Annotated in this window: 25 protein-coding genes; 18 read left to right on the forward strand and 7 right to left on the reverse strand. The window is 49.0% G+C overall.

The annotated features are described in order from the left end of the window. Positions 1–10: 10 nt before the first annotated feature. The 4 genes from WJM45_RS01295 to WJM45_RS01310 all read left to right on the forward strand — a co-directional run bounded on the left by WJM45_RS01295 (position 11) and on the right by WJM45_RS01310 (position 2,351). On the forward strand, positions 11–952 hold the full coding sequence (locus WJM45_RS01295; protein WP_341327202.1) for a 1-phosphofructokinase family hexose kinase: 942 nt from the start codon (positions 11–13) through the stop codon (positions 950–952). Positions 953–1,042: 90 nt separating this feature from the next. Then, positions 1,043–1,492, forward strand: a complete 450-nt coding sequence (locus WJM45_RS01300; RefSeq protein WP_341327203.1) for an antitoxin Xre/MbcA/ParS toxin-binding domain-containing protein — start codon at positions 1,043–1,045, stop codon at positions 1,490–1,492. Continuing rightward, positions 1,489–1,962, forward strand: coding sequence for an RES family NAD+ phosphorylase (locus WJM45_RS01305; RefSeq protein WP_341327204.1), 474 nt, complete (start codon positions 1,489–1,491; stop codon positions 1,960–1,962). Before WJM45_RS01300 ends, WJM45_RS01305 begins: the two co-directional genes overlap by 4 nt. A gap of 122 nt (positions 1,963–2,084) precedes the next feature. Continuing rightward, on the forward strand, positions 2,085–2,351 hold the full coding sequence (locus tag WJM45_RS01310; protein WP_341327205.1) for a hypothetical protein: 267 nt from the start codon (positions 2,085–2,087) through the stop codon (positions 2,349–2,351). Between the two features lie 255 nt (positions 2,352–2,606). On the opposite strand, the gene WJM45_RS01315 is transcribed toward WJM45_RS01310, so the two are convergent. The 4 genes from WJM45_RS01315 to WJM45_RS01330 all read right to left on the reverse strand — a co-directional run bounded on the left by WJM45_RS01315 (position 2,607) and on the right by WJM45_RS01330 (position 6,623). After that, positions 2,607–3,881, reverse strand: a complete 1,275-nt coding sequence (locus tag WJM45_RS01315; RefSeq protein ID WP_341327206.1) for a diguanylate cyclase — start codon at positions 3,879–3,881, stop codon at positions 2,607–2,609. Positions 3,882–3,972: 91 nt separating this feature from the next. Next, a complete protein-coding gene (locus WJM45_RS01320) occupies positions 3,973–4,713 on the reverse strand; it encodes a DUF72 domain-containing protein (protein ID WP_341327207.1) in 741 nt (246 codons plus the stop codon). 1 nt (position 4,714) lies between these two features. Beyond that, positions 4,715–6,145 (reverse strand): RtcB family protein, encoded by a 1,431-nt coding sequence (locus WJM45_RS01325; protein WP_341327208.1) that lies wholly within the window; start codon positions 6,143–6,145, stop codon positions 4,715–4,717. 43 nt (positions 6,146–6,188) lie between these two features. Further along, positions 6,189–6,623, reverse strand: a complete 435-nt coding sequence (locus tag WJM45_RS01330; RefSeq protein WP_341327209.1) for an archease — start codon at positions 6,621–6,623, stop codon at positions 6,189–6,191. A 347-nt stretch (positions 6,624–6,970) separates the two neighbouring features. Between WJM45_RS01330 and WJM45_RS01335 the strand changes: the two genes are divergently transcribed. The 10 genes from WJM45_RS01335 to WJM45_RS01380 all read left to right on the forward strand — a co-directional run bounded on the left by WJM45_RS01335 (position 6,971) and on the right by WJM45_RS01380 (position 15,759). Further along, on the forward strand, positions 6,971–8,188 hold the full coding sequence (locus tag WJM45_RS01335; RefSeq protein ID WP_341327210.1) for an FAD/NAD(P)-binding oxidoreductase: 1,218 nt from the start codon (positions 6,971–6,973) through the stop codon (positions 8,186–8,188). Between the two features lie 9 nt (positions 8,189–8,197). Further along, positions 8,198–8,380: a cytochrome oxidase putative small subunit CydP gene (cydP, locus tag WJM45_RS01340; protein WP_341327211.1), complete on the forward strand. Its 183-nt coding sequence runs from the start codon at positions 8,198–8,200 to the stop codon at positions 8,378–8,380. A 3-nt stretch (positions 8,381–8,383) separates the two neighbouring features. Then, positions 8,384–9,958: a cytochrome ubiquinol oxidase subunit I gene (locus WJM45_RS01345; RefSeq protein WP_341327212.1), complete on the forward strand. Its 1,575-nt coding sequence runs from the start codon at positions 8,384–8,386 to the stop codon at positions 9,956–9,958. A gap of 10 nt (positions 9,959–9,968) precedes the next feature. Further along, entirely contained in the window at positions 9,969–11,108 is a 1,140-nt protein-coding gene (gene cydB / locus WJM45_RS01350; RefSeq protein ID WP_341327213.1) for a cytochrome d ubiquinol oxidase subunit II, read from the forward strand. Between the two features lie 318 nt (positions 11,109–11,426). Continuing rightward, the gene (cydX, locus tag WJM45_RS01355; RefSeq protein WP_014146785.1) at positions 11,427–11,570 is read left to right on the forward strand and encodes a cytochrome bd-I oxidase subunit CydX; all 144 of its coding nucleotides are present in this window, start codon (positions 11,427–11,429) and stop codon (positions 11,568–11,570) included. Positions 11,571–12,071: 501 nt separating this feature from the next. Next, positions 12,072–12,356, forward strand: coding sequence for a type II toxin-antitoxin system prevent-host-death family antitoxin (locus WJM45_RS01360; RefSeq protein WP_341328899.1), 285 nt, complete (start codon positions 12,072–12,074; stop codon positions 12,354–12,356). 222 nt (positions 12,357–12,578) lie between these two features. Next, entirely contained in the window at positions 12,579–12,761 is a 183-nt protein-coding gene (locus WJM45_RS01365) for a type II toxin-antitoxin system RelE/ParE family toxin (protein ID WP_341327214.1), read from the forward strand. Between the two features lie 143 nt (positions 12,762–12,904). Next, positions 12,905–13,312: a very short patch repair endonuclease gene (locus WJM45_RS01370; RefSeq protein ID WP_341327215.1), complete on the forward strand. Its 408-nt coding sequence runs from the start codon at positions 12,905–12,907 to the stop codon at positions 13,310–13,312. Positions 13,313–13,342: 30 nt separating this feature from the next. Further along, positions 13,343–14,755, forward strand: a complete 1,413-nt coding sequence (locus tag WJM45_RS01375; protein ID WP_341327216.1) for an ATP-binding protein — start codon at positions 13,343–13,345, stop codon at positions 14,753–14,755. Continuing rightward, on the forward strand, positions 14,752–15,759 hold the full coding sequence (locus WJM45_RS01380; RefSeq protein ID WP_341327217.1) for an O-methyltransferase: 1,008 nt from the start codon (positions 14,752–14,754) through the stop codon (positions 15,757–15,759). Before WJM45_RS01375 ends, WJM45_RS01380 begins: the two co-directional genes overlap by 4 nt. A gap of 2 nt (positions 15,760–15,761) precedes the next feature. On the opposite strand, the gene WJM45_RS01385 is transcribed toward WJM45_RS01380, so the two are convergent. The 3 genes from WJM45_RS01385 to WJM45_RS01395 form a co-directional block, all read right to left on the reverse strand. Then, complete coding sequence (locus WJM45_RS01385) at positions 15,762–16,886, reverse strand: DNA cytosine methyltransferase (RefSeq protein ID WP_341327218.1); 1,125 nt, start codon at positions 16,884–16,886, stop codon at positions 15,762–15,764. A 217-nt stretch (positions 16,887–17,103) separates the two neighbouring features. Next, entirely contained in the window at positions 17,104–17,385 is a 282-nt protein-coding gene (locus WJM45_RS01390) for a hypothetical protein (RefSeq protein ID WP_341327219.1), read from the reverse strand. 375 nt (positions 17,386–17,760) lie between these two features. Then, positions 17,761–18,666, reverse strand: a complete 906-nt coding sequence (locus WJM45_RS01395; protein ID WP_341327220.1) for an ISNCY family transposase — start codon at positions 18,664–18,666, stop codon at positions 17,761–17,763. Positions 18,667–19,322: 656 nt separating this feature from the next. Between WJM45_RS01395 and WJM45_RS01400 the strand changes: the two genes are divergently transcribed. The 4 genes from WJM45_RS01400 (at position 19,323) to WJM45_RS01415 (ending at position 23,105) form a co-directional block, all read left to right on the forward strand. Next, positions 19,323–20,633: an ATP-binding protein gene (locus WJM45_RS01400; protein WP_341327221.1), complete on the forward strand. Its 1,311-nt coding sequence runs from the start codon at positions 19,323–19,325 to the stop codon at positions 20,631–20,633. Beyond that, the gene (locus WJM45_RS01405) at positions 20,617–21,270 is read left to right on the forward strand and encodes an RloB family protein (RefSeq protein WP_341327222.1); all 654 of its coding nucleotides are present in this window, start codon (positions 20,617–20,619) and stop codon (positions 21,268–21,270) included. The genes WJM45_RS01400 and WJM45_RS01405 overlap by 17 nt, the downstream gene beginning before the upstream one ends. Before the next feature lie 402 nt (positions 21,271–21,672). Then, positions 21,673–22,512: a hypothetical protein gene (locus tag WJM45_RS01410; RefSeq protein WP_341327223.1), complete on the forward strand. Its 840-nt coding sequence runs from the start codon at positions 21,673–21,675 to the stop codon at positions 22,510–22,512. Continuing rightward, positions 22,509–23,105: a transposase gene (locus WJM45_RS01415; RefSeq protein ID WP_341327224.1), complete on the forward strand. Its 597-nt coding sequence runs from the start codon at positions 22,509–22,511 to the stop codon at positions 23,103–23,105. Before WJM45_RS01410 ends, WJM45_RS01415 begins: the two co-directional genes overlap by 4 nt. The last annotated feature ends 82 nt before the right edge of the window (positions 23,106–23,187 follow it).

Genomic DNA, 23,187 nt, shown 5'->3' on the forward strand with positions numbered 1-23,187 from the left:
GTGGTCGGCCATGACGAAAATCATGACCGTGACCGCCAATACGGCGATCGATCTCTTGCTCGAAGTCGAAAGTTTTGCGCTTGGCGAAACGCTGTCGGCCGAACGCGCCGAGGAATTCGCCTGCGGCAAAGGCATCAATGTCGCAAAGGCTATCGAGTCGCTGGGGCATGCCGTTTTATGTTTGGGTTTTGCGGGAGCGCGCTCGATCGATACATTTCATGCCTTGCAAACCGAGTGGTTTAAAACCGATTTGACCGAGGTTTTCGGCAAGACGCGCATCAACATTACCTTGCATGATTCGGCGAGCGGCCGGGAAACCCATATCCGAACCGCAGGGTTTCGCGTGACGCAAGACGATTGCCGCCGCTTGTGCGAAACCGTCGAGTCTCATGCCGAGCCCGGCGCTATCGTGATTATTTCCGGCAGTTTGCCGCCTGGTGCGCCGGATGAAGTCTATCGAAATCTCATCGAAGTCTGCCGCGAACGAGGGATGACGACCTTTTTGGATGCCAGCGGCCCCGGCTTGAGTCGCGGCATCGAAGCCAAGCCCGATGCGATCAAGCCGAATCAACAAGAACTCGAAGCCTTGCTCGGCAAGTCCTTGCCGGACGAACGCAGTATCGCCGAGGCTGCGAGGGAACTGGTCGGTCAAGGCATTCAACGGGTTTATGTTTCGCGAGGCGAGCACGGCTGCATAGCCGCCTACGAGAACATGACGATATCGGCTTATTTTAATACAGCACCGGAACAAATCGTCAGTCGCGTCGGCTGCGGCGATGCGCTGGTGGCCGGTTTGGCGGTCGCGGCGTGGCGCGGGTTGGATGCGGAGGCCGCGTTGAAACTGGGCGTGGCTTGCGGTACGGCCAATTTATTCTCTAAGGAGCCGGGACGGTTCGATAGCGGTTTGTTAGTAGACATCGGCGGCCATGTGACATTAGAGCCGATTCATTGAAGAATAGGGTCGATTTGAATAGGACTTGTTTGACGGTTGGAAGACAGGTTGATATATTCCGAGATAATCAATTGATAGTGAGGAGTCGCGATGACGGCTATTTTGAAGGCATACAATCCGGAAATTCAAGACGAATTCGATTTTTGGCGCAGGATCGGGATGCCGGCGCGGGGCGCTAAGCTTCATGATGCCTTGCATAAAGGCCTGTCGTTTAGCGTGTACGGCAAACTCGCCGATCTTACCGGTCTCGAGAAGAAAGAACTCGCTAAATACGCGCTGATTGCACCCGCGACGCTGCAACGGCGCGCAAAGGCCGGGCGTTTCAACCAGCAAGAGAGTGACCGTCTTTATCGATTGGCCGAACTGCTCAAGGCGACCGTCGATTTATTCGAAGGCGATCTGGATGCGGCGCGCGAGTGGCTTAATAAACCTGCGCTCGGTTTGGGCGGGCGGCGGCCGATCGACATGTTGGCCACGACCGCCGAAACCGAGGCGGTTTTGGATTTGATCGGCAGACTCGAGCAGGGCGTATTCGTTTGAGCGGCGTAAAATCTTATCGAATCGTCAAACAAAAATGGGCGGATAGCGCTTTCGACGGCGAAGGCGCGAAACGTTACGGCGGGCGCTGGAACAGCCGAGGCAAGCCTTGCGTCTATCTGGCCGGCTCCGAATCGCTCGCGATACTGGAAATACTGGTTCATCTCGACAAACAGCAATTTTTGACGCATTACGCATTGTTCGAACTGCACTTACCGAAACAAGATGTCGTCTATCTCGATGCCGAAAAATTGCCGGCCTGTTGGCGCGACGAACCGGCGCCGCCGGAAACCGCCGCAATCGGCGACGCCTGGTTGTTCGAAGGCTCCGAATTGGCCTTGGCGGCGCCGAGCGTCATCGTACCCCGTGAATGGAATTTCATCGTCAATCCCAAACACCCGGCTTTCGCAGGTGTCGTTAAACGAGCGCGCCGCCTCGATTTCGAACCCGACAAGCGTCTTTTTTCGTCCTGATTCTTCAAAAAGCGCTCATTCGGACAGCGAGTAGCCCGGATGGAGCTCGCGGAATCCGGGGAGAAAGCGGCTCGAGTTATTCCGAAATCCACTACGTTTCATTCAGGCTGCTCGCTACTCCCTTGTATGAGTTTGTCTATAAAAACGAACTGGTAATAAACGAGACGGTCGTACATCCTTTCGTCGAGGACGGCGATTATTGGGCCGATGATATGACTCTCGGAGAAATGCCGATACACGAAGGCATGACCTTTGTTTTTCATTACGACTTCGGTGACGATTGGCGGTTTCAGTGTCAGGTCGAATCGATTGTCAAGGAAGAAGGAAAATATAAGGAACCGAAAGTCATCGAGAAAAAGGGTAGAGCGCCGAAGCAGTATTACTATTAAAAAATTTGGCTTAATCAGCCAGTTACTCCAGCCAAAGCTTTATACCCGTCAAGATGTAAATATTTAGTCCCTCTCTTTGAAAAAGAGGGGCTATGGGAGATTTTTTAAATAATTCTCCCTCAATCCCTCTTTTTCAAAGGTGAGGAACAGTTTTACGCATGAATTGCGGTAAGTTGCTAACGGGGTGAAAATACTTACGTCGAGATACGAGTTTAAGCGCCATGTAAGGCTAATTATTTTTTCCTGCAATAGAGCCTAGATCCCGCCAGTCGTTGCCTTTTGTGCATCGTCGATCTGTTTCTGATCGAATTGTTCAACGCGATTTCTGCCGTTTTGTTTAGCTAGATATAACGCCTTGTCGGCAAAATCGAGCAAACGGGCAGCGCTTAGCGAATCTTTTGGAATGACCGTGGCAACTCCCAGACTCAATGTCACATAATGAGACACGGGCGAATTCGGGTGCCTTAATCGTCTTTTTTCGACGGCGTCTCTCAGCTTCTCGGCCAACGATTGGCTTTGCTCTGCATTACAAGCCGTAACCACGCAAAACTCTTCACCGCCGTACCGGCAAACGAAATCGTCCGAGCGCTTGGAAAATAGTTTAAGTACTTTGGCTAATTCGATCAGACATTGGTCGCCGGCAGGATGGCCCTCGGCATCGTTGTAATTCTTGAAATAATCGATATCGAGCATGATTATCGATAAGGGATATTGATGACGCAATGCACGTTGCCATTCTTTTTGCACATACTGATCGTAATAACGCCGGTTCGGCAAGCGGGTCAACGAATCGATGTAAGCCAGGTGTAATTTGGATTTTGCTCGAATTAGCTGTTTTTTGGTGAGTCGCTCGGTGTAGTGAAAAACGATTAACAACATAACGCCGAGTGATGCGATTACGGCATGCAGCAAATAGATATGGCTTAACTGGTTTTCGACATAAGGGATAATCTTGGTCTTGGGGATGCTGACGCTAATGCCGCCCCGGATGTCGCCGATTTGATAATTTTGATGGCAACGCAGACAGTCTTCAGTAATTTTCAGGGGTTCCATGTAGCGGTAAAACGGCTCGTCATGCAAGGTTGCGATATCCATAAAAACGGAGTCGCCTTCTTCAAATGCCAATAGCGCATTTGTTTCCCAGTCGTCCGCTTTATTTTCCGGGCGTTTCGGATGAAGGCTGGTTATATGGAATTGAATCCTGGATTTGTCGTGTTCCAGTTCAGCCAATTGACGCGTCATATAAGCCGGGTTGATCAAAGTTAGCCGACGTCCGTCGAGAGTAACGATATCGCGTCCGGGAATATCCAAGTAAGGATTGGGAAGGGTATTTTCGGTAATCGCTACATAGACGCCGCCGTGTTGGGCATTCCAATGCCGCATCGTGACGATATGTTGAAAAAACAGCTTGCCTTGCGAGAAAGCGATTTTTTTGGCGGTATCTTGAGCGTTATAGACTTGAAGCAATAATGAAATGCTGTTGAGTCCTAGCCACAACAACACAAAAAAAATAAAAAACCTCGTTTTCATGCAAAACCAACATCAACAACTATGACGGAATATGATAACCGAGCGAACAGTTTTCGGTTAAAAAAATAGAGCGAGGAGTTATTGAGTTGATTTAAATCCAGGAGCGATGCTGCAATAGAGCTTGCAGAGTCAATGCATTGAACGGCGCGGCGCACTCCGCATCATTGTTGAAATAAACGTGTACGGTTCGGTCTTGTTGCAAATATTCGGCAGTCGTTTTCGCCCATTGCGTCAATTCGTCATGACTATAGCTGGAGACATAGGTTTCGGGGTGGCCGTGTAAACGGATGTAAACGTGATTGCCGACCGCATGTTTCCATAGCGGCCAGGAAGCCGAATCGGAGAGGCAAGAAGCGATATGGGAAGCGGATAAAATCTCAGAGGTTTCGTCGTCGAACCAGGATTCGTGTCTGAATTCAATGACATGATCGACTTCCGGCCATTGTTTCAATGCCTCGATGAAATCGTTCAATCGGTCGAGGTCCTTATTTAACGACTGAGGCAATTGCCAAAGTATGGCCGACAGTTTTTCGGCCAGCGGCAAGGCATGCTGTTTCTCGAGCAAGACAGAATCCTTGGGATCCCTGAGTTTTTTGTTATGCGTCAGATAACGATTTGCTTTCAGTGCGAATCTGAACGAATCCGGTGTTTCGGCATGCCATTTTTCGAATGTCGACGCTTTTTGCAGTCGATAGAAGGTGCCGTTGATTTCGACGGCGTTGAATCGTTCGGCATAAAACCTGAGCCAAGCTTTTTGTTTTGTCTTTTGATAAAAACAGTCGCGCCAATGCCGGTAACTCCAACCGCTGGTGCCGATATAAAGCTTGGCCACGTTAGCCCTTGATGCAAATGACAGGCTCGAGGCGCGCGATTTTTTTTGCAAGACCCGCCTTGTCGGCGGCGTTGACGACCGCACTGACGTCTTTGTAAGCGGCCGGCGCCTCTTCCGCGATGCCTCGTAATGATGGGCTGCGAATCAGAATGCCTTGTTCGGCCAATTGATCGACCAACGCCCGTCCGTGCCACTGTTTAGTGGCCTGGCGGCGGCTCATTGCCCGTCCCGCGCCGTGGCAGGCCGAACTGAACGAGCGTTGCTCGGCCTGTTTCGTGCCGCACAGGATGTAGGAGCTGGTTCCCATCGAACCGCCTATCAAGACCGGTTGGCCGGCATGCCTGTATTCGGTCGGCAAATCGGCATGGCCGGGGCCGAAGGCTCGAGTCGCGCCTTTGCGATGGACGAAGACTGTCTGTGCCACACCTCCGACGATATGGCGTTCCTGCTTGCAGGTGTTGTGCGAGACGTCGTAGAGCAGGTCGATTGAAATGCCCGGAAAAATTTCGTTCATCGCTTGGCGTGTCAAATGCGTGATGATTTGGCGGTTCGCGAGTGCGCAGTTGATGCCGGCGCGCATCGCACCGAGATAGCGCTTGCCCAGCGGCGAATTCAGCGGCGCGCAGGCCAATTCTCGGTCGGGTAGGGTGATATGGTATTGAGACGCCGCAAGCGCCATGTCCTTCAAAAACTCGGTACCGATCTGATGGCCTAGACCCCGCGAACCGCAATGTATGCTGATCACGATCGCATCGATCTCGAGCCGGTAGGCTTTAGCGACTTCTCGATCGAAAATTTCGGCGACGCGCTGCACTTCGAGATAATGATTGCCGGAGCCGAGCGTGCCCATTTCGTCTTTTTGCCGTTCACGGGCGCGCGGCGAGACATCGTTCGGTTCGGCGCCGTCGACGCGGCCGCGTTCCTCGATGAATTCAAGATCGCGCGCTTCGCCGAAACCTTGTTTGACGGCCCATTGCGCGCCGCCGGACAGCATCGCGCGCATTTCGTCGTGATTCAAATGAATGCGTCCGCGGCTGCCGACCCCGGCCGGCACGGTGCGGTAGAGTGCGTCGGCTAGGTCTTTTTTGACGCCTTGCAAGTCGTTCATCGTCAGGCCGGTATGCAGCGTGCGTACGCCGCAGGAAATATCGAAACCGACTCCGCCGGCTGAAATCACGCCGCCTTGGTCCGCGTCGAACGCCGCGACGCCGCCGATCGGAAAACCGTAGCCCCAATGCGCGTCGGGCATCGCATAGGCCGCTTCGACGATACCGGGCAGCGTCGCGACATTGGTGATCTGTTCATAGACCTTTTGATCCATCGCTTCCAGCAATCCGGAGTCGGCATAAATAATCGCCGGTACCCGCATCGGGCCCTTCGCAGGAATCTCCCAGCACGTTTCATCGCGTTGAATGAATTGTTTGATGTCCATCGGTTTTACCTTGTATGCAGAATGTGGTGGCGTATTGTCGAATTCATACATCCACCACGCATTGAGCTAGCCAAATCCCGTCTTCGGTTTGGCGTACGGCAAGTTCGGTCAAGGTCGCGCCCTTGATTTCGACGGCGGGTTGGTGTCTTGCGGGATCGGTTGGTTCGCCGGAAGCCGTCGCGATTAGAGTGTTGCCATTGATCACGACCTGAAAACGCTTGAACAATAAGCCTTTGACAGCCATCAGATAAATCAATTCATTGATCCAATCCAGAAATAAAAACTCGATATCGTCCGCTTGACAGGATGTTTCAATCGATTGATGCTCTTGAATCGAGTCCAGGTCGCAGATAACCGATGTCATCGCCAGTGCGGCTTGCTCGAAAGCTTCTTCGAGCGTTGGCGCAATGCCGCGAATGCCGATATCGGCCTTGTGTTCGAAGTGTTCCCAATGGGGAATCTGAGCGATATCGGTCACGAGAAGTCTCCCGGCTGAGGATTATTTTGTTAACAATGTCGCAAAGTTATGGACATTGCGTCAAGATAGTATTCAAATTAAGTTGCCCGAATACATTTATATGCTTGTCTCGATGCAAAAATGAAGTGTTTTTTTGGGAGGGGGTGAGAAGGATTCAAAATATATTAGACATCTCTAATATACGGACCTATAATCCGAATCAAACAGGACCGAGAAATCGGGATGATGAACGGTCCGTCGGCTAATCATGCATGCTTATCAAAGGCTTGCGATATTTTGCTCGCTGCAGTCATGTCTTGTCGGGAAAGACGCGGACATCTTGCGATTTTTACAGCAGATGAGGGCTTATGAGCACAACAACGCAACATCACCGTATTGTCGTCGCCGGCGGCGGCCCCGGCGGATTGTCGATCGCGGCGCGGCTGGCGGCGCTTGGCCTTGAGGTCGCATTGATCGAACCGTCTTCGCGGCACGTTTATCAACCCTTCTGGACCTTAGCCGGGGCCGGTATCGTCGATCACGAATTATCCATTCGGCCTATGGCGGACATGATTCCATCCGGGGTCAAATGGTTGAAGACCTCTGTCACGGGGTTTCAACCGGAACTTAATCAATTACAAACCGAAGACGGGCAGACGATCGGCTACGATACTCTGGTCGTGGCGCTGGGCTTGCAGATCGATTGGCACAAGATTTCGGGACTGCCCGAGCGTTTGGGTCAACAGGGAATCTGCAGCATCTACGATTTTTCAGGCTCCGAGCAGACTTGGGAATTAATTCGAAATTTCAAGGGCGGACATGCTGTATTTACGTTTCCTCCGCCGCCGATCAAATGCGCCGGCGCGCCGCAAAAGATCCTGTATCTGGCCGAGGAATATTTCCGCAAGGCCAGTGTTCGTGATAAAACCCGAGTCAGTTATTTTTGCGCGACACCGACGATCTTCAGCGTCAAGAAATACGCCGATGCGTTGATTCGTCAATGCGTCGAGCCGCGTGATATCGCAGCGCATTTCAATATGCGCCTGAAATCGGTCGATGCCGAAAATCGCCAGGCACTGTTCGAAAATAGCGAAAACGGCGAGGAACAGCGGGTAGATTACGATTTGTTGCATGTCGTGCCGCCGATGAGCGCACCCGATGTGATCAAGAACAGCGCGTTGGCGAATGCCGAGGGCTGGGTCGACGTCGACAAGGCTTCGTTGCGGCACAAGCGATTCGATAATGTGTTCGCGATCGGCGATTGCGCGGGTCTGCCGACCTCGAAAACCGCCGCGGCGATTCGCGCGCAATCGCCGGTGCTGGCCGCGAACTTGCTGGCCGCCGTCAATGGACAAACGCCGACGGCGACTTACGACGGCTACACGGCTTGTCCGTTGGTGACCGGATACGGCAAGGCAATTCTGGCCGAATTCGATTATGAATTACGACCTCAGGAAACCTTTCCGTTCGATCAAAGCAAGGAAAGCCTACTGTTGTATTTGTTGAAACGCTTCGTTTTGCCGCAGTTATATTGGCGTGCTCTGATCAAGGGACGCAAGTGGCCCTGGTCGAAAGTCGGCACTTAGGAGGTCCTTATGAAAGTCTCGTTGACGCGTCAATTAGCTGGCGTGCTTGCCGTTAAATTTTTACTGCTGTGGGGACTGTGGTTCGCGTTTTTTCGCTCCGAACCGAGGCCGCCGGACCGCTCCGATTTGGCGGCTCGTCTCTATGGCGAGCGCCCATCGTCCGATTTTTCTAGTTCCGTAGGGGAGAAATGAACCATGTTTACCGGTGAAGAGGTTGTCAATCTGTCGCGGCTGCAATTCGGATTGACGGCCATGTATCATTTTTTATTCGTGCCGCTGACGTTGGGCTTGAGCTTCATCATCGCGATCATGGAATCGGTCTATGTGATGACGCACAAGGAAGTCTACAAGGACATGGCGAAATTCTGGGGCAAGTTGTTCGGCATCAATTTCGCGATGGGTGTGACGACTGGACTGACGCTGGAGTTCCAGTTCGGCACCAATTGGGCCTATTATTCGCACTATGTCGGCGACATCTTCGGGGCGATTCTGGCCAGCGAAGGCCTGATGGCGTTTTTTCTCGAATCGACACTGGTCGGCCTGTTCTTCTTCGGCTGGAATCGGTTAACGAAAGTGCAGCATTTGTCCGTGACCTGGCTGATGGCGTTCGGCACCAATCTGTCGGCACTGTGGATCTTGATCGCGAACGGCTGGATGCAATATCCGGTCGGCGCCGAATTCAATTACGAAACCCTGCGCATGGAGCTGACCAGTTTCGCCGACGTGTTCTTCAACCCGGTCGCTCAGGTCAAATTCGTACATACCGTCGCGGCAGGCTATGTGACCGGCTCTATGTTCGTACTCGGCATCAGCGCTTGGTACATGCGCAAACGACAGGATCTGGGCTTCGCGCGGCGCTCGTTCGCGGTCGCGACCTCGTTCGGTTTGGCATCGATTTTGTCGGTGATCGTGCTCGGCGATGAAAGCGGCTACAGCGCCGGCGAGACGCAAAAAGTCAAGCTGGCCGCGATCGAGTCGGAATGGGAAACGCACGAAGCCCCGGCCGGATTCACCGTGATCGGTTTTCCGGATCAGGAAGCGGAAACCACGCATTTCGCGGTCAAAATTCCTTACGTGCTCGGATTGATCGCGACACGTTCGGTCGACGAAGAAGTCAAAGGCTTGACCGAGCTGCGCACCGAAAACATCGACAAGATTCGCAACGGCATGATCGCCTATCGCGAATTGGAAAAAATACGCGGCGGCGATACCAGTCCGGAAACGCGTGCATTGTTTGAAGAGCACAAAAACAATCTCGGTCATGCCTTATTGCTGAAGCGCTATATCGACGATGTTAGTCAGGCCGACGAGGCGATGATTCAACAGGCCGCCAAAGACAGCCTTCCGAAAGTAGCGCCACTGTTTTGGACATTTCGTGTGATGGTCGCCTGCGGCTTTTTGATGTTGTTCATTTTTGCCGCATCCTTTTATTACTGCGCGACGAGACGCGCCGGACAGCAGCAGTGGTTGTTGCGCCTTGCGACTTGGAGCATTCCCTTGCCATGGATCGCCTCGGAAATGGGTTGGTTTGTCGCCGAGAACGGCCGTCAGCCGTGGACGATCAGCGGCGTGTTGCCGACCTTTTTGAGCGTCTCCGAAATCAGCCCAAGCGACGTGTACCTGAGTCTGATCGGGTTCGCGGTGTTCTATACTGCGTTGCTGGTCGTCGAGCTATTTTTGATGTTTAAATTCATTCGCTTAGGACCGAGCAGTCTGCATACCGGCAAATATTATTTCGAATCGGCCGAAACGCCGGCAACCGCACACTGAGGAGATAAGCATGTTCGATTATGAAACATTACGCGTGATTTGGTGGTTGTTCATGGGGGTGCTGATCTCGGGATTCATCCTCAGCAGCGGCTTCGACCTGGGCATAGGCATTCTGCTGCCGTTTTTCGGACGCGACGACATGCAGCGCCGCGTGCTGCTCAATTCGATCGGTCCGACCTGGGAGGGCAATCAAGTTTGGCTGGTGACGCTGGGCGGTGCGATGTTCGCGGTGTGGCCGTTGATCTACGCGACGCTGTTCTCGGGGCTGTATCTGGCAATGATTCTGGTGTTGTTCACGCTGTTTCTGAGACCGCCGGCATTCGATTATCGCGGCAAGTTGGAGTCGCCAAAATGGCGATCGACCTGGGATTGGGTGTTGTTCACCGGCAGCGCGGTGCCGACACTCTTGCTCGGCGTGCTGGTCGGCAATCTGATACGCGGCGTGCCGTTTCATCTGAATCATGAATTGCGTTCTTTTTACGACGGCAGTTTTTTCGATCTGCTCAATCCGTTCTCGCTGCTGTGCGGCGTGATGGCGGTATTGCTGCTGATGCTGCACGGCGCGATTTATCTGCAATGGCGCACCGAGGGCGAGCTGTATTTCCGCGCCCGGGCGTTCGTATCCAAATTCGGCTTGATCATCATGGGCTTGCTGACGCTGTTGGCCGTTTGGGTCTTGCTGGGCATGGACGTGTACCGCCTGCCGAATGACGCGCTCTTCAACGCCGCTTCGAACCCGCTCGCGAAAACGGTCGAAAAACAAAGCGGCGGTTGGCTCGCGCATTTCTTCCTTCATCCGTGGATGCTGTTCGCGCCGATTACCGCCTATGCAGGCTTGTGGGCAGCCTATTTGCTTGCGCGCGAGCATACCTGCAAGGCAGCGTTTATCGCGAGTTGTTTCGGCTTGCTCGGCGTATTGTTCACGGTCGGTTTCGGCCTGTTTCCGTTCCTGCTGATTTCGAGCACCGATCCCGGCAGCAGTCTGACTATCTGGGACGGCAGCGCGAGTCATTTGACGCTCAGCATCACGTTCTGGATTACCGTCGTGTTTTTGCCGATCGTGCTCATGTACACGCGCTGGGCTTACAAGGTGATGTGGGGGCCGGTGACTGAGAAAATGATCAACGAAGACAAGCATGGGTGGTATTAAAAAGGTGAAAGATGAAAGATGAAAGATGAAAGCTTAGTTGGGTACGCTGCGCGTACCATGGCAACCCCATCTATGTTACGTGTAAGTAGGTGCGCTTAGATGCCTACAACTGACAAACTCCCTCAGGCTCAGAGTTATGGGAAGCCCGAGGATCGATAAAATGATCTACGAAGATAAGCGCGATGGGTATTGAAAGATACAAGGTGCAAGATGCAAGATGAAAGCCTTGTAGGGTATGTATTGCGTATCTTTTGCGGGGCGCAATCGGATGTGACAGACAAGCGGTGCTTGCTTTAAAACCGAATCGAGGAATTTATTATGTGGTATTTCAGTTGGATATTGGGCGTTGGCTTTGCCTGCGCGTTCGGCATCATCAACGCAATGTGGCTTGAGGCCGAATGCGATTTCGATCACTGCGATATGGATAAAGCGATGCCGGGCGAAAAGTGTGACGAGAGTTAGGCGTAGGTCGGGGAACAGGCAATAGCTGTAATCCGACTTTTTTTCGGAGATGTTATAGGGCTACGCTATCGCGACGCTTATGTGGAGTCGATTCGCGGAACGGCAGTCGCGGTACTGCTACGAAACCCGTCCATGGGTTTCGCCCTTTGGGCTAGCTGTCGCTGTTCAAAATCGCTCCCGGCGATTTTGTTTTTGATTGTCCAAAGAAAAGTATCCAAAAGGCCAATCCGCCGGGAGCGAATTGGGACGCCAAAGGCGCGAGTCGGCAAACACCTGGAGGCTGCTGTATCTTGCTCACAGGCGATTTTGCAGAGGTTTTTCGGCATAATCGCCAGCTCAACCCCGTCTTAACGCGCACCCTAGGGTTGCTATGAGTTAAATCAAATTGACTGAATATACTAAGAAATCAGGGAACATATTGATATAGTATTTATTTTAGTGCGTTTACCCTGACCGGAATAGTTTTGCATAAGCAGAGGTGATAGTTTAGTATCAATCCCCATAAAAACAGTACTTGTCGCAACTCTCAAACATCAGGCAACCCGGATTATTGCCGAGCGTCATCAATTCAAGGAGCCTGTATTGATTACCGAACATAGTCATCCGTCGGCTAATCTCATCGATGTCGACGATTATCAGCTTATGCAATCCAGGATAGCTATTCTTAAAGAGATAGCGCGGTGCGAAAAAACGGTTTTCGAAAATAGAACTTTCATTCACGCGGTAGCGGTTGAAAAAATGAGCAATGGTTCGAATAATATGGCTCTACCGTACTTGCCGTGGTAATAGCGTATCGATACCGAATTAGAAAAGAAAATATTATTTAAGCAATTGATAAGCAATGTAATTCTTTCATTAAGAATTTGCTTGGTCGCTAATTTGTCGAACTACCACGGGAAATCCGGAAGAGCCAATAATATGGACAGAGCCAGCTCTTTTCGACCTAGACGAAATTACCGAATACATAGCGCTTGATAAAATCGAAGCTGCTCGTCGTTTTAGTCAAAAATGTATGAGATTAAACAGTTTCCGGAATTTGGTCGCAAGCCGCCGGAATTGAATAACTTGACCTATCGGGAAATTATCGTAAACCCTTGCCAAATTTTTTATCGGCTGGATCAAAGCTATGCTGTTTATATCCTCTATGTTATACGAGGCGAACGCCAACTTCGTAAATATTTGATGGAATAACGAACGGAAAAATCTAAGTAACATCCACCGTATATACGATGGCTTTCTATGTGTTCTGATGTCTGTGGCGGACCTTAAGTTTTCATACAACTTTTTAAAGTTTCCGTCATCACTACGCATTTTCATACACAACGGCAGAATAGTTGGTCGATAAAGTCAGCAAAGAAAAACGCAGCGAAATCATGAGCAAGGTCCGAGGAAAGGATACCTCACCGGAACTTGTCGTAAGGAAACTCGTTTTTTCGTTAGGTTATCGGTACCGGCTGCACGCGAAGAATCTTCCCGGAAAGCCGGACTTGGTGTTTCCTGGTAGAAAGAAGGCAATTTTTGTTCACGGATGCTTTTGGCATTACCACGATTGCAAAAAAGGGAAACCCCCGAAATCTAACGAAGCCTATTGGCTTCCGAAATTGGAAAAGAATCGGAAAAGAGATCAGGAAAATGCGGCGCTGCTTGAAAATCTAGGTTGGGAAGTAATGGTGATTTGGCAATGCCAATTAAAAAACCTACTAGACTTGGAAACCGCTATAAAGAGTTTTTTAGATTCGTGAAATCGAATTGTTTGGGCAAAGGAAACCGTCATGACGACTGAAAAAGTTAACGCTCATCCTACTAAGCGTTTTTTCGTATCTATGCTAACGCGCGACATCGAACTCAAAGACGCAATACTCGATTTGCTCGATAATTGCGTTGACGGAATCGAACGGCAATTGCACGGAACCGATAATAACGAAAAACCATATAAAGGCTTCTGGGCGAAAATAACGGCCACGAAAGACAAATTCGAAATTTGGGATAATTGCGGGGGTATTCCGACCGAAATCGCTATAAATAACGCCTTCAGAATGGGTCGAGACGACCCCGATAGAGATTCGGGGATACACACCGTCGGCATGTACGGTATCGGAATGAAACGCGCACTTTTTAAGATGGGTAAACAGAGCTGCGTTACATCCAAACCAAAAGGTGAAAACAAAGAGTTTTTCGTAGAAATTTCTTCCGATTGGCTCGAAATGGATAATTGGGAGCTCGAGCTTCACTACCCCGAAACCGAGGTTTTAACCGAACACGGTACCCGCATTACTATCGAACAATTGCACGATAATATAGCTTTTCAGTTCGACGAAGACAGTTCATCGTTTCTAGACGACCTATCGAAAGATATTTCTCAATTTTACGCTTTAATTATCGACAAAGGCTTTAAAGTAACTCTTAACGGACCGGCCATTGAGGGCGCTCCGTTGACGTTGTTAACGGCTATAACGGATGTCGCAGCCCCGATAAAACCGTATCTATTCAAAGCTAATATCGAGGATGTTGAAGTTCGACTCGCGGTCGGCTTTCGGCGCAAACTTGCCAGCGAAAAAGAGCTGGACGAAGAGGCTCGTCAACCTAGAACCAGCGACGAAGCCGGATGGACGGTCATATGCAACGACCGAGTCGTTTTGTATTGCGACAAAAGTCAAGTGACAGGCTGGGGGCGAGCCACCGTTCCGAGATACCATACGCAATTTATTTCCATCTCTGGCGTCTTGGAGTTTCGCAGCAACAAGCTATTGAATTTGCCGTTGAATACGACCAAAAGAGGGCTTGATACATCTTCTTCGGTTTATTTAACCGTTTTCGACTATATGACCGAAGGTTTAAAAATCTTCACCGACTTTACGAACAAGTGGAAAGGACGAGAAGAAGAAACGAATGATGCATTTGCTAATACGACTTCGAAGAAACCGAGAGAAATTTTAGAGCTTATGGATAATTCCGAATTCTCTAGCGTCAGAAAAATAGATAGCGCCCTAAGATACGCTCCTAAATTACCGCAACCGGAGGACAAGAATCCGTTGAGGCGCATCGTTTTTACTCGCAGAGCGGACGATATAACTACGCTTGCGATCGAATTATTCGAAGACCCGAAAACAAAACCGTCCGAAGTCGGTCAGAGATGCTTCGATCTCGCTTTACAGCGTCTGAAGGAAGAGGAAGTCGATAAATGAGCGGGCGACACGTTCCTTATTATCTGAGACCCAATAAGCATGTAGATCGCCAAATTTTTATAGAAATTCTTTCGTATATAAACCGTTGGATCGACTTATCGAAATATTTGTATATTTCCATGGGCGGAAAATTTTTGGAAGACCATAAGGCGATTCATTCCGCTTTAAGTATAAAAAAGTTAATGTCGATCGAATGCGATCAAACGACGTTCGAACGCCAAAGGTTCAATCGGCCGTTGTCGTTAATCGATTGCCGTAAAATGGACAGCGGCGAACTGATACAGAAAATAGACGACATTTTAGAGGAAAAAGAAGCTCGGAACTATATCGTATGGTTGGATTACGCTTCCGCAAAAAATCGCCAAGGGCAGATCCAAGAAGTCGAGACCGTTGCTAGTAAAATGTCTGCTAACGACGTACTCAAAGTTACGTTGAATGCAAGCATAAAAACGCTAGGCAATAAAGAAGACTTCGATTCGACAGACGATTTTCAAACGCACGCTTTGAAGAAGGCCAAGAATAAACTCGGTCGTTATTTTCCAGGCCATACGCCGCAAACAAGTGAAATGACCGACGAAGGGTTTGCGAGAATTATCTCTCAAGCGGCAAAAACCGCGATTCTTAACGGGCTGAGAGGAAGCCGAGATTTAACATTTCAACCGTTGGGTCAATTCCGATACAACGACGGCTTCCACTCCATGTTTACGTTAACCGGCATAATTCTCAAACGAATCGAGGAGTCCGAATTTATAGAGAAATCAGGAATCGAAGATTTCGAATTAACTGCAAAGGATTGGCATGTCGTTTCGGAAATCGCTTTACCCGATCTTTCTTTAAGGGAAAGAATGGCCATCGACGTAGATATATATTCCTCTCTACCTGACGAAATTCATAAACGGTTGCCGTTTAAATTCGACGAAGACGATGAACGTTCTCTCGATATTCTTAAACGTTATATCAAGCACTATAAACGTTATCCGAACTTCGTCCGGGCCGTTCTATAGCATTAAACTATATTTTTTATTATCGCCGAAAGCAAATGCTCGGCAGCGATCGGGCTGACACTGTTACCGATTTGTCTGAAGCTGTGCCACTTGGTCCGGTGAAAAACGAACCAATCGGGAAAACCTTGCAGTCGTGCGGCTTCCCTGGGAGTAATGACTCTCGGGCGAGCGAAATGAATCGGTCTGACAGCTTGAAAGCTGCCTTTGTCTTTTCCGGTGCCCGCCCTTAAGGTCGGACAAAATCCTTTCGGGTTCAATTTGACGGCTTTCGAAACGGAGTCGCGCTCGCCGTAATTCAACGACTCGAATCGTTCTATAACATGAGGCAAATGCCTTGTGCCCATACAGCCGGAGACCTCTTTATTTCCTAAATATCGCTCTATCGACGATATATCGCCGATTTTATTCGGAATCGCATCGCTAATTCTGGTGTGGAAAAAACCACTTCTTCCGGAAAGGGATACTGGCTGCCAACCGCTTTCCACGTCGATCCAGTCGGGATCAATATCCAAAACGAGACCTTTCAACGCTTCCGCAACGCAAATAGGTTCGATGTCTTTGCGGGGCCTAAAATCGGTTCGTTCCGGCATTCGCGAGCAATTTTTACGGTAGCCTATAAAGAAAATGCGAGTTCGAACAGTCGGCGCCCCGTAATCGCTTGCTTTAACGTTAATCGGCTCCAGAAGCTCGTAATCTCGGGAAACTAATTCGAACGCTTCCTCGCGGATTCTATCGTAACCATTATCTAATATTCCGGGTACGTTTTCGGCTACGAAAAAAACGGGTTGGGTTTCTTCGACCAATCTGAAGAAATGTTTGAATAAATCGTTTCTCGAATCTCCGGTATCCCTCTTACCTATACGACTGAAACCTTGGCAAGGCGGCCCTCCGATCAATCCGTCCAGTCCGCCTCGGGAAATATTCGCCGCTTTTAGCAAATCGGCTCCGGTTAATTCGCTAACGTCGCGTACGATATGAGCGCAGGAGGGAAAGTTTTTGATATGAGTTTCGACGGCTTCCGGATCGTTTTCTACGGCTGCAGCAATATCGAAACCGGCTCTGGCTGCGCCTAAACTTAGGCCGCCGGCGCCGGCGAAAACATCGATTATTTTCGGTTGGTTGGACATGGATCAGCGCTTAATAGACAAATACGAATTTATCATTTTATATCCGACTTAATATTTAGGAATAACCGCGTCTTTATAAAAAATAGAGCAGAAAATTATTTTAAGTATACCATGCCGAATTTTAAAAGAGCTTAATGCAAGTGCTGCTCAGCAATTCCCAATTTAAAACCTTACGTTTTCCTAGGTATTTGATTTTCACCATAGAGCATGAACCGCATCAGATGCTGCAATTATCAAAAGGCATAAATTGAAGCAAGGTTCGGAATTGTTCGAAGAATGTCCGCCTGGAAGGCGCGTCATTGCGGACGGCACGGTAAGCCTCGTCCAGCCATTCAAGAGCGGTATGGGTGAGAAAAGCCAATAAGTTAAGGGTGGCCAAGAAGTTGGACAACTGCTGCTTGCCGTGGGCAAAGTTATGCTCGAAATGATAGCCATGGTTCTTGAGGACATTGTTGTTTTCGTTCTCTATTTTCCAACGGGCGCGGCCCGCGGCGACCATCTCGATTACATTGTGTTCGTCGAGAGTGTGTTACGTTGCCCAGGCATTACGGTAGACCGCTTCTTGTTTGGCATTGAGGGTCGTCACTTCGCACCAACGCTGAAAATCTTGGAAACGGAGCGTTAGCGAAGTGAAGATTTTTAGTCCCCGATAGCCGTAGCGCCGGGTGTTTTGCCGGAGTCTGCGCGAATAGCGCAGGCGGAGGCAAAATACAAGGCATCGCGACACGGCGTAAAGCCATTTGTGGGAGTGCTACGGAGCCGCATCGAGTTTACGATGATGTGGCGTAGTGGCACGGACGCAGGGCGAATCGGGGCCGCCGAAGGCAATAATCGCCAAGTCATTTTTCGCTGCTGAAATCGGACGGACCCCATTTCAGCTTTCGCGAAAAATCTTGGCGCGCTTGTTGACCATTAACGCATCGTCGCTGTTGCGGAGTGGGACTTGGTTGAAATACCGATAGCGTTCGGTCATTCGTTGTTTACCGTTCCAACGGCTTTTCTCGAGCGTTTGAATCTCACCGGTTCGGGTAAAATCGTCGAGCCATTCGAACAATAGCACATGGGAATCAGGCTTGCAGACGAACAGAAAATCCATGTGCTGCGCACGCACGGCCTCACAAAACGGGTGGTGACAATATAAATCGTCACCCAGCACAGTGATGCCGCGCGGCGCGTAATGAGCCCCCCACTTCGTCAGCCAACGCTTGGCCGCCGCCAGTTCGCAATCCTGTTTGTCCACGCCGTCTTGGACGCGAACAAATTCCGGCGGCAAAGGTACTACCTGACTTTGTCCGGGAGCAACAATGACCGGTGTCACCCGCGTGTGACGGTATAAGATCTGACCGTTTTTCAGCGTTTGTTGGGTACAGCATGGACAGGAAATTTTTTCCGAACTGAAGGAATCGGTGCCGTCCAGCGCCACCAATAGGGTAACGCCAACACTCACGAACGGCTTCAGGCAACCTTGTGTGTACAATCTGCCTCCTACTTCGGCCAACACCGGATAGAGTGTTCCCGGTGCAATGGGATCCAGCAAGTTGCCGATTTGGCTGGTCGAAGGAATTTGATGAACACCAAAAATCGATTGTGCGTTATTTCGATTGTGGAATTTGTCCATCCGTCGCTGATAATCCAGAAAAGACGGGCTTTGCGTGAAGAACACCGACAAGGCGCTCAGAACGGCATCTTCTATCCTGTATTTCCGATTGTTGCCGGGTTTACGGGAGTCCGGTAAGTCTTCGAAGGTGCGACGTATCAAGTCAATTATTTCCAAGTCCATTTGTATCTACCAATGGTTTTATTAATGTTGCGATTGATTAGTTTTAAGTGCCCCTTATTTTATCAGGGTTTTAAATTGGGAATTGCTGAGTGCTGCTAAGGGTTCTAACGCTAGGAGGGTTTTGAAAATCTGTTCGCAATGTTTTGCGCTGGTTAGCTTAAATTTGCAACTAAAGTTTTAGAGTTCGTGAGTCGTAAATTATTGATTCTATTAGACGGTAGGGAGAAAACAAATGGTGGCTAAATGTTTGATTATTTAATGAGTTGACAAATTCAAGCTATCAATAATTACAAAGAGTCTTATAATATGCTTATAGATCAATTATCTATGAATCAATTTTTTGACGGAATCAAATTCCGAAACGTTAGTTTGTAAAGTTCGTGTCGGGATTACAAGACTCGGGGGGCGCTTAAGAAATATTCCCAAGACAAATTGCCGTTTTCACAGTAATGGCAACGATTAACGAAAAAATTGACCGTAAAGATCAAACTGCACACTGACCGTAATGCTCCAGTTCGGATAGTCGGGCCGATATTGTCAATGATATGGAATTGATCAACTATCAGCTTGATTCGTTATTATAATTGACGATAATCAAGTAGAATGCTGCTTTTTAATAAGTTTTAAACAAAAATTAGTATTTAAATTTATAAATTATGATTGTCGACTTTACCGTTAGTAATTTTCGTTCGATAAAAGACGAGCAAACATTGAGCCTGCACGCGGAAACGCCAGGCAGTCATTTGTTGGATAATATCGGCTATCCGGCAAAGGATAAAATCAGCGCGTTAAAGTCAGCGGGCATATACGGCGCGAATGCTTCGGGGAAATCGAATCTACTGCTTGCGTTTCATGCGTTGCAATACATCATCATCGGTTCCGGAGATTTGAAAGAAGGGGAAACCATTCCTTGTTACGATCCGTATTTGTTGTCTGAAGAGACTAAATCGTCACCAACCCGTTTTGAAATCGAGTTTTTTGTTCCCGAATCAGGTGCCATTCCCGGCAAGGCTCTGCGTTACCGATATTGCGTGGCATTTTCCGCAGACAGAATATTCGAAGAAAGCCTGGTTTTTTACCCCTCCGCACAACAGGCTTCGGTGTTCGATCGAGGTTCGGAAGACACTTGGCAAACGATCATTTTTGGCAGTTTATACAAGGGCGGCAAAAAACGGCTGCCGTTTTTTGCAAACAACGCCTACTTATCCAAAGCTGGGGATAGTGCGGATGCGCCTAAGATGATTCGTAATGTTTACAATTATTTTAGGAACTTGCTGCATCAGGGCGTCAACGAACGCATGGTAAAACTGAATTGGTTTGAGCAAACCGAGCTGGTCGGTAAGGTAAGCGCTCTTTTATCATTAGTCGATACGGGTATTTCCAATGTTCGATTTCAGGAAATTACGGATAAAGATGAAATCAAGCTGCCTGAAAGCATTCCGGAAAACATCAAAACGCGTCTATTCAAGGATATAAAAAATAAACCTTTTTTTACACACTTGTCGGACGCCGGTAGTAGCGAATTATTTGATGAAGAAAGAGAGTCCTCCGGTACTCAAAAGTTTTTTCATTTAGCGCCCATTATCATTGAAACTTTGTGTGGAGGCGGCGTATTAATCATGGACGAGCTAGATAACAGCATGCATCCGTTTATGGCCGAGCTGATCATTAAGCTTTTCAACGAACCGCGCATCAATAAAGCGAATGCCCAGCTTATTTTTTCGACCCATAATATCAATCTGATGTCGCCGGATCTGTTAAGGCGGGATCAAATCTGGTTTACGGAAAAGCGTCAAGGCGCAACGGTATTTTATTCGCTGGATGATTTTGACAAAAAGAAAGTCAAACCGCAAAGTCCTTTTTACCAGTGGTATGCCGAAGGCCGTTTCGGCGGAATTCCTGCGATCAATTATCAAGGCATTATTGCCCTATTTAATTCCGGTGATGCCAATGCCGAAAAAGAATAATAGACCGAAGCAAGATGTAAAACCGATTTTGCATATTTTTTGCGAAGGCGAAAAAACGGAACCCAACTACATTAACGGTTATCTCGATAAGTTTTTTCCTACCAATCGGCGCTTGAAAGTCATAAAGATTGAGTCTACTAGAAAGAATACGCCGAAACAATTAGTCGACGAGGCTGCCGGCGCACAAATGCAATCTCCAGAATGGGATGCTTTTTGGGTCGTATATGATCGTGAATCGGAACTGAAATATTCCGAGCGGCTTCATGCCGAAGCCTATAACAAAGCTAAGAAAAACGGCATTTCGGTCGCTCTTACCAATGTCTGTTTTGAAGTCTGGTTGCTATTGCATTTTCAGAAAACCTGCGCGCCCTATAGCGATTACGATAATTTGAAGAAGAACAGCGCATTGCGCAACGAATGCCAAAAAAGAGGGATATCCGATTATGACAAAGGCGATCAATCCGTTTTTCGTGTGCTCAAGGAAGACGAAATAAAAGCGGCGAGAGGAAGAGCAGAAATAATGAATAGGCAAACGATGCAAAGCTCCGAATCTTCAAGGGCCCAACCTTATCAATGGAATCCGTATACTGATGTTTATAAGCTGCTTGATGCTATCGATGAGATTGCTCAAATCTAGTAGTCCAATGCGTAACGAAAGTTGGCGGGAAGTCTTAACGCTGCCTGCCTTCAGGGCGTAGACAGTTATTCCTGTTGCCGTTCAACCGATTTTGATATTTTTTCGGCTACGATTTTGACAGTAAGCCTACGTTTTATTTTTTTCGTACATATTCGGCTAACTCCTATAATATTTATATAAATTAATATATTGAAAAGATTCGAAGTAAATGGTGTTAATAAATTTTTGTATGATTTCAATAGCTTGCGCCATGTCAAGGAGGGGTTGACCGCAATGCCACTAAGTTAATATGGCATTTAAATTGCCTATTCAAAATAGCAGAAAAATTAAACGCTTAAAACAATAGCGTTGCTATTTGGTAAGATTGAGTTGACATCAACATCCCTTAAAAATAGGAAAAGAGTGTGCGCAACTCATCCCACAACCCAAGAACAACTCGAACGCTTTAAAAAGCAATTTTTACAACTCGATGCCCAAGGCATTGAATATTTATTGCCGACCGAACCTCTCCAGCGACTCCTAAGAGACGCTGAAGAGGCAGTTCCGCACACGCTCCGGCAGCGAATTTGGACGCCGCTCGTGACTTTGCTGGCGTTCATCCGGCAAGCTTTGAATCATGGCAGTTGCAGCGACGCAGTCAAATCGGTGCAAGCCGAACAAATCGACCGTGGCCAAGCGCGCTGTTCGGGCAATACTTCCGCGTATTGCCAAGCCCGGCAAAAACTCCCGGAAAGTTTACCACGAGAACTCATCCACTATACCGGGGAACGATTGGAAGCGGCGAGTCGAACGCACTGGTCCTGGCGAGGCCATCCCGTTAAACTGGTCGACGGTAGCACACTAACCTTGGCGGATACCCGCGCCAACCAAGCGACTTACCCACAAGAATCCAATCAACAGGCCGGTTTGGGCTTCCCGATTCTGCGTTTTGAAATCGTGGCCTCGCTTAATCACGGCGGCCTGTTGGGCGCGGAAGTCGCGCCGTACTGCGGCAAAGGAACGGGCGAAACCGCCTTGTTCAGACGGTTGGTGGCAACCACTGTGCAAGCCCATGATGTCTGCCTACTGGACCGATATTACGAAAACTATTGGACGATAGCTCAAGTACTTGAACGCCGTGCGATCTATTATGCCCGGTACGAGGCAATCGCAAAATCGATTGGTCGCAAGGCGTGTGCTTGCGCGGTGATTCCACTGATCGTCTATTTGATCTCAGGAGGACGAAGCGCCCGGAATGGATGACGCCGGAAGCGCATGCGGCCTTGCCGAAGCGTATCACCGTGCGGTTCTTTCGTCTCTATGGCAGAACCTACATGACCACATTGTTGGATGCCAGGCGCTATCGCAAAAACGCGCTACGGAAATTTTATCGGCACCGCTGGCAAATTGAAATCGATCTGCTTTTTATCAAAAAGGTCATGCAGATGGAGCCATTGCACTGCAAAACACCGGCAATGGCGCGAAAAGAGCTAACCGTATGCCTGCTGGCTTACAACCTGATTCGCTTGCTCATGCTGCAAGCCGGCATACGTCATCACGTTTGGCCGTGCCGAATCAGTTTTACGGAAGCCCTGGGAAGCCACAAAGAATTCGCTTCGAGGCTCGCTCAAGCGACCGGTGAAGCCCTGTTGAATTGGACTAACAACGTCTTGGGGATCGTGGCATCCAAAACTATCGGCGAACGTGAAGCGAGAATTGAGCCGAGAGCGGTGAAACGGCGACCGACAAACCCGTTTCCTTATTTATCCGCGCCGCGCGCTCAGAACAAAGAACAGCTATTAGCAAAACGTAAGGCAGACCAAATTAAGGGCGATCTAATGTTGAAGCAATTTTAATGCCGGGTTAACTTAGTGGCATTAGGGGTTGACCGAATGTTTACCTTTTTTCTTATGCTCACATGCTAGAAAAATGCATTAC

The organism is Methylotuvimicrobium sp. KM2, from assembly GCF_038051925.1.
GTDB lineage: Bacteria > Pseudomonadota > Gammaproteobacteria > Methylococcales > Methylomonadaceae > Methylotuvimicrobium.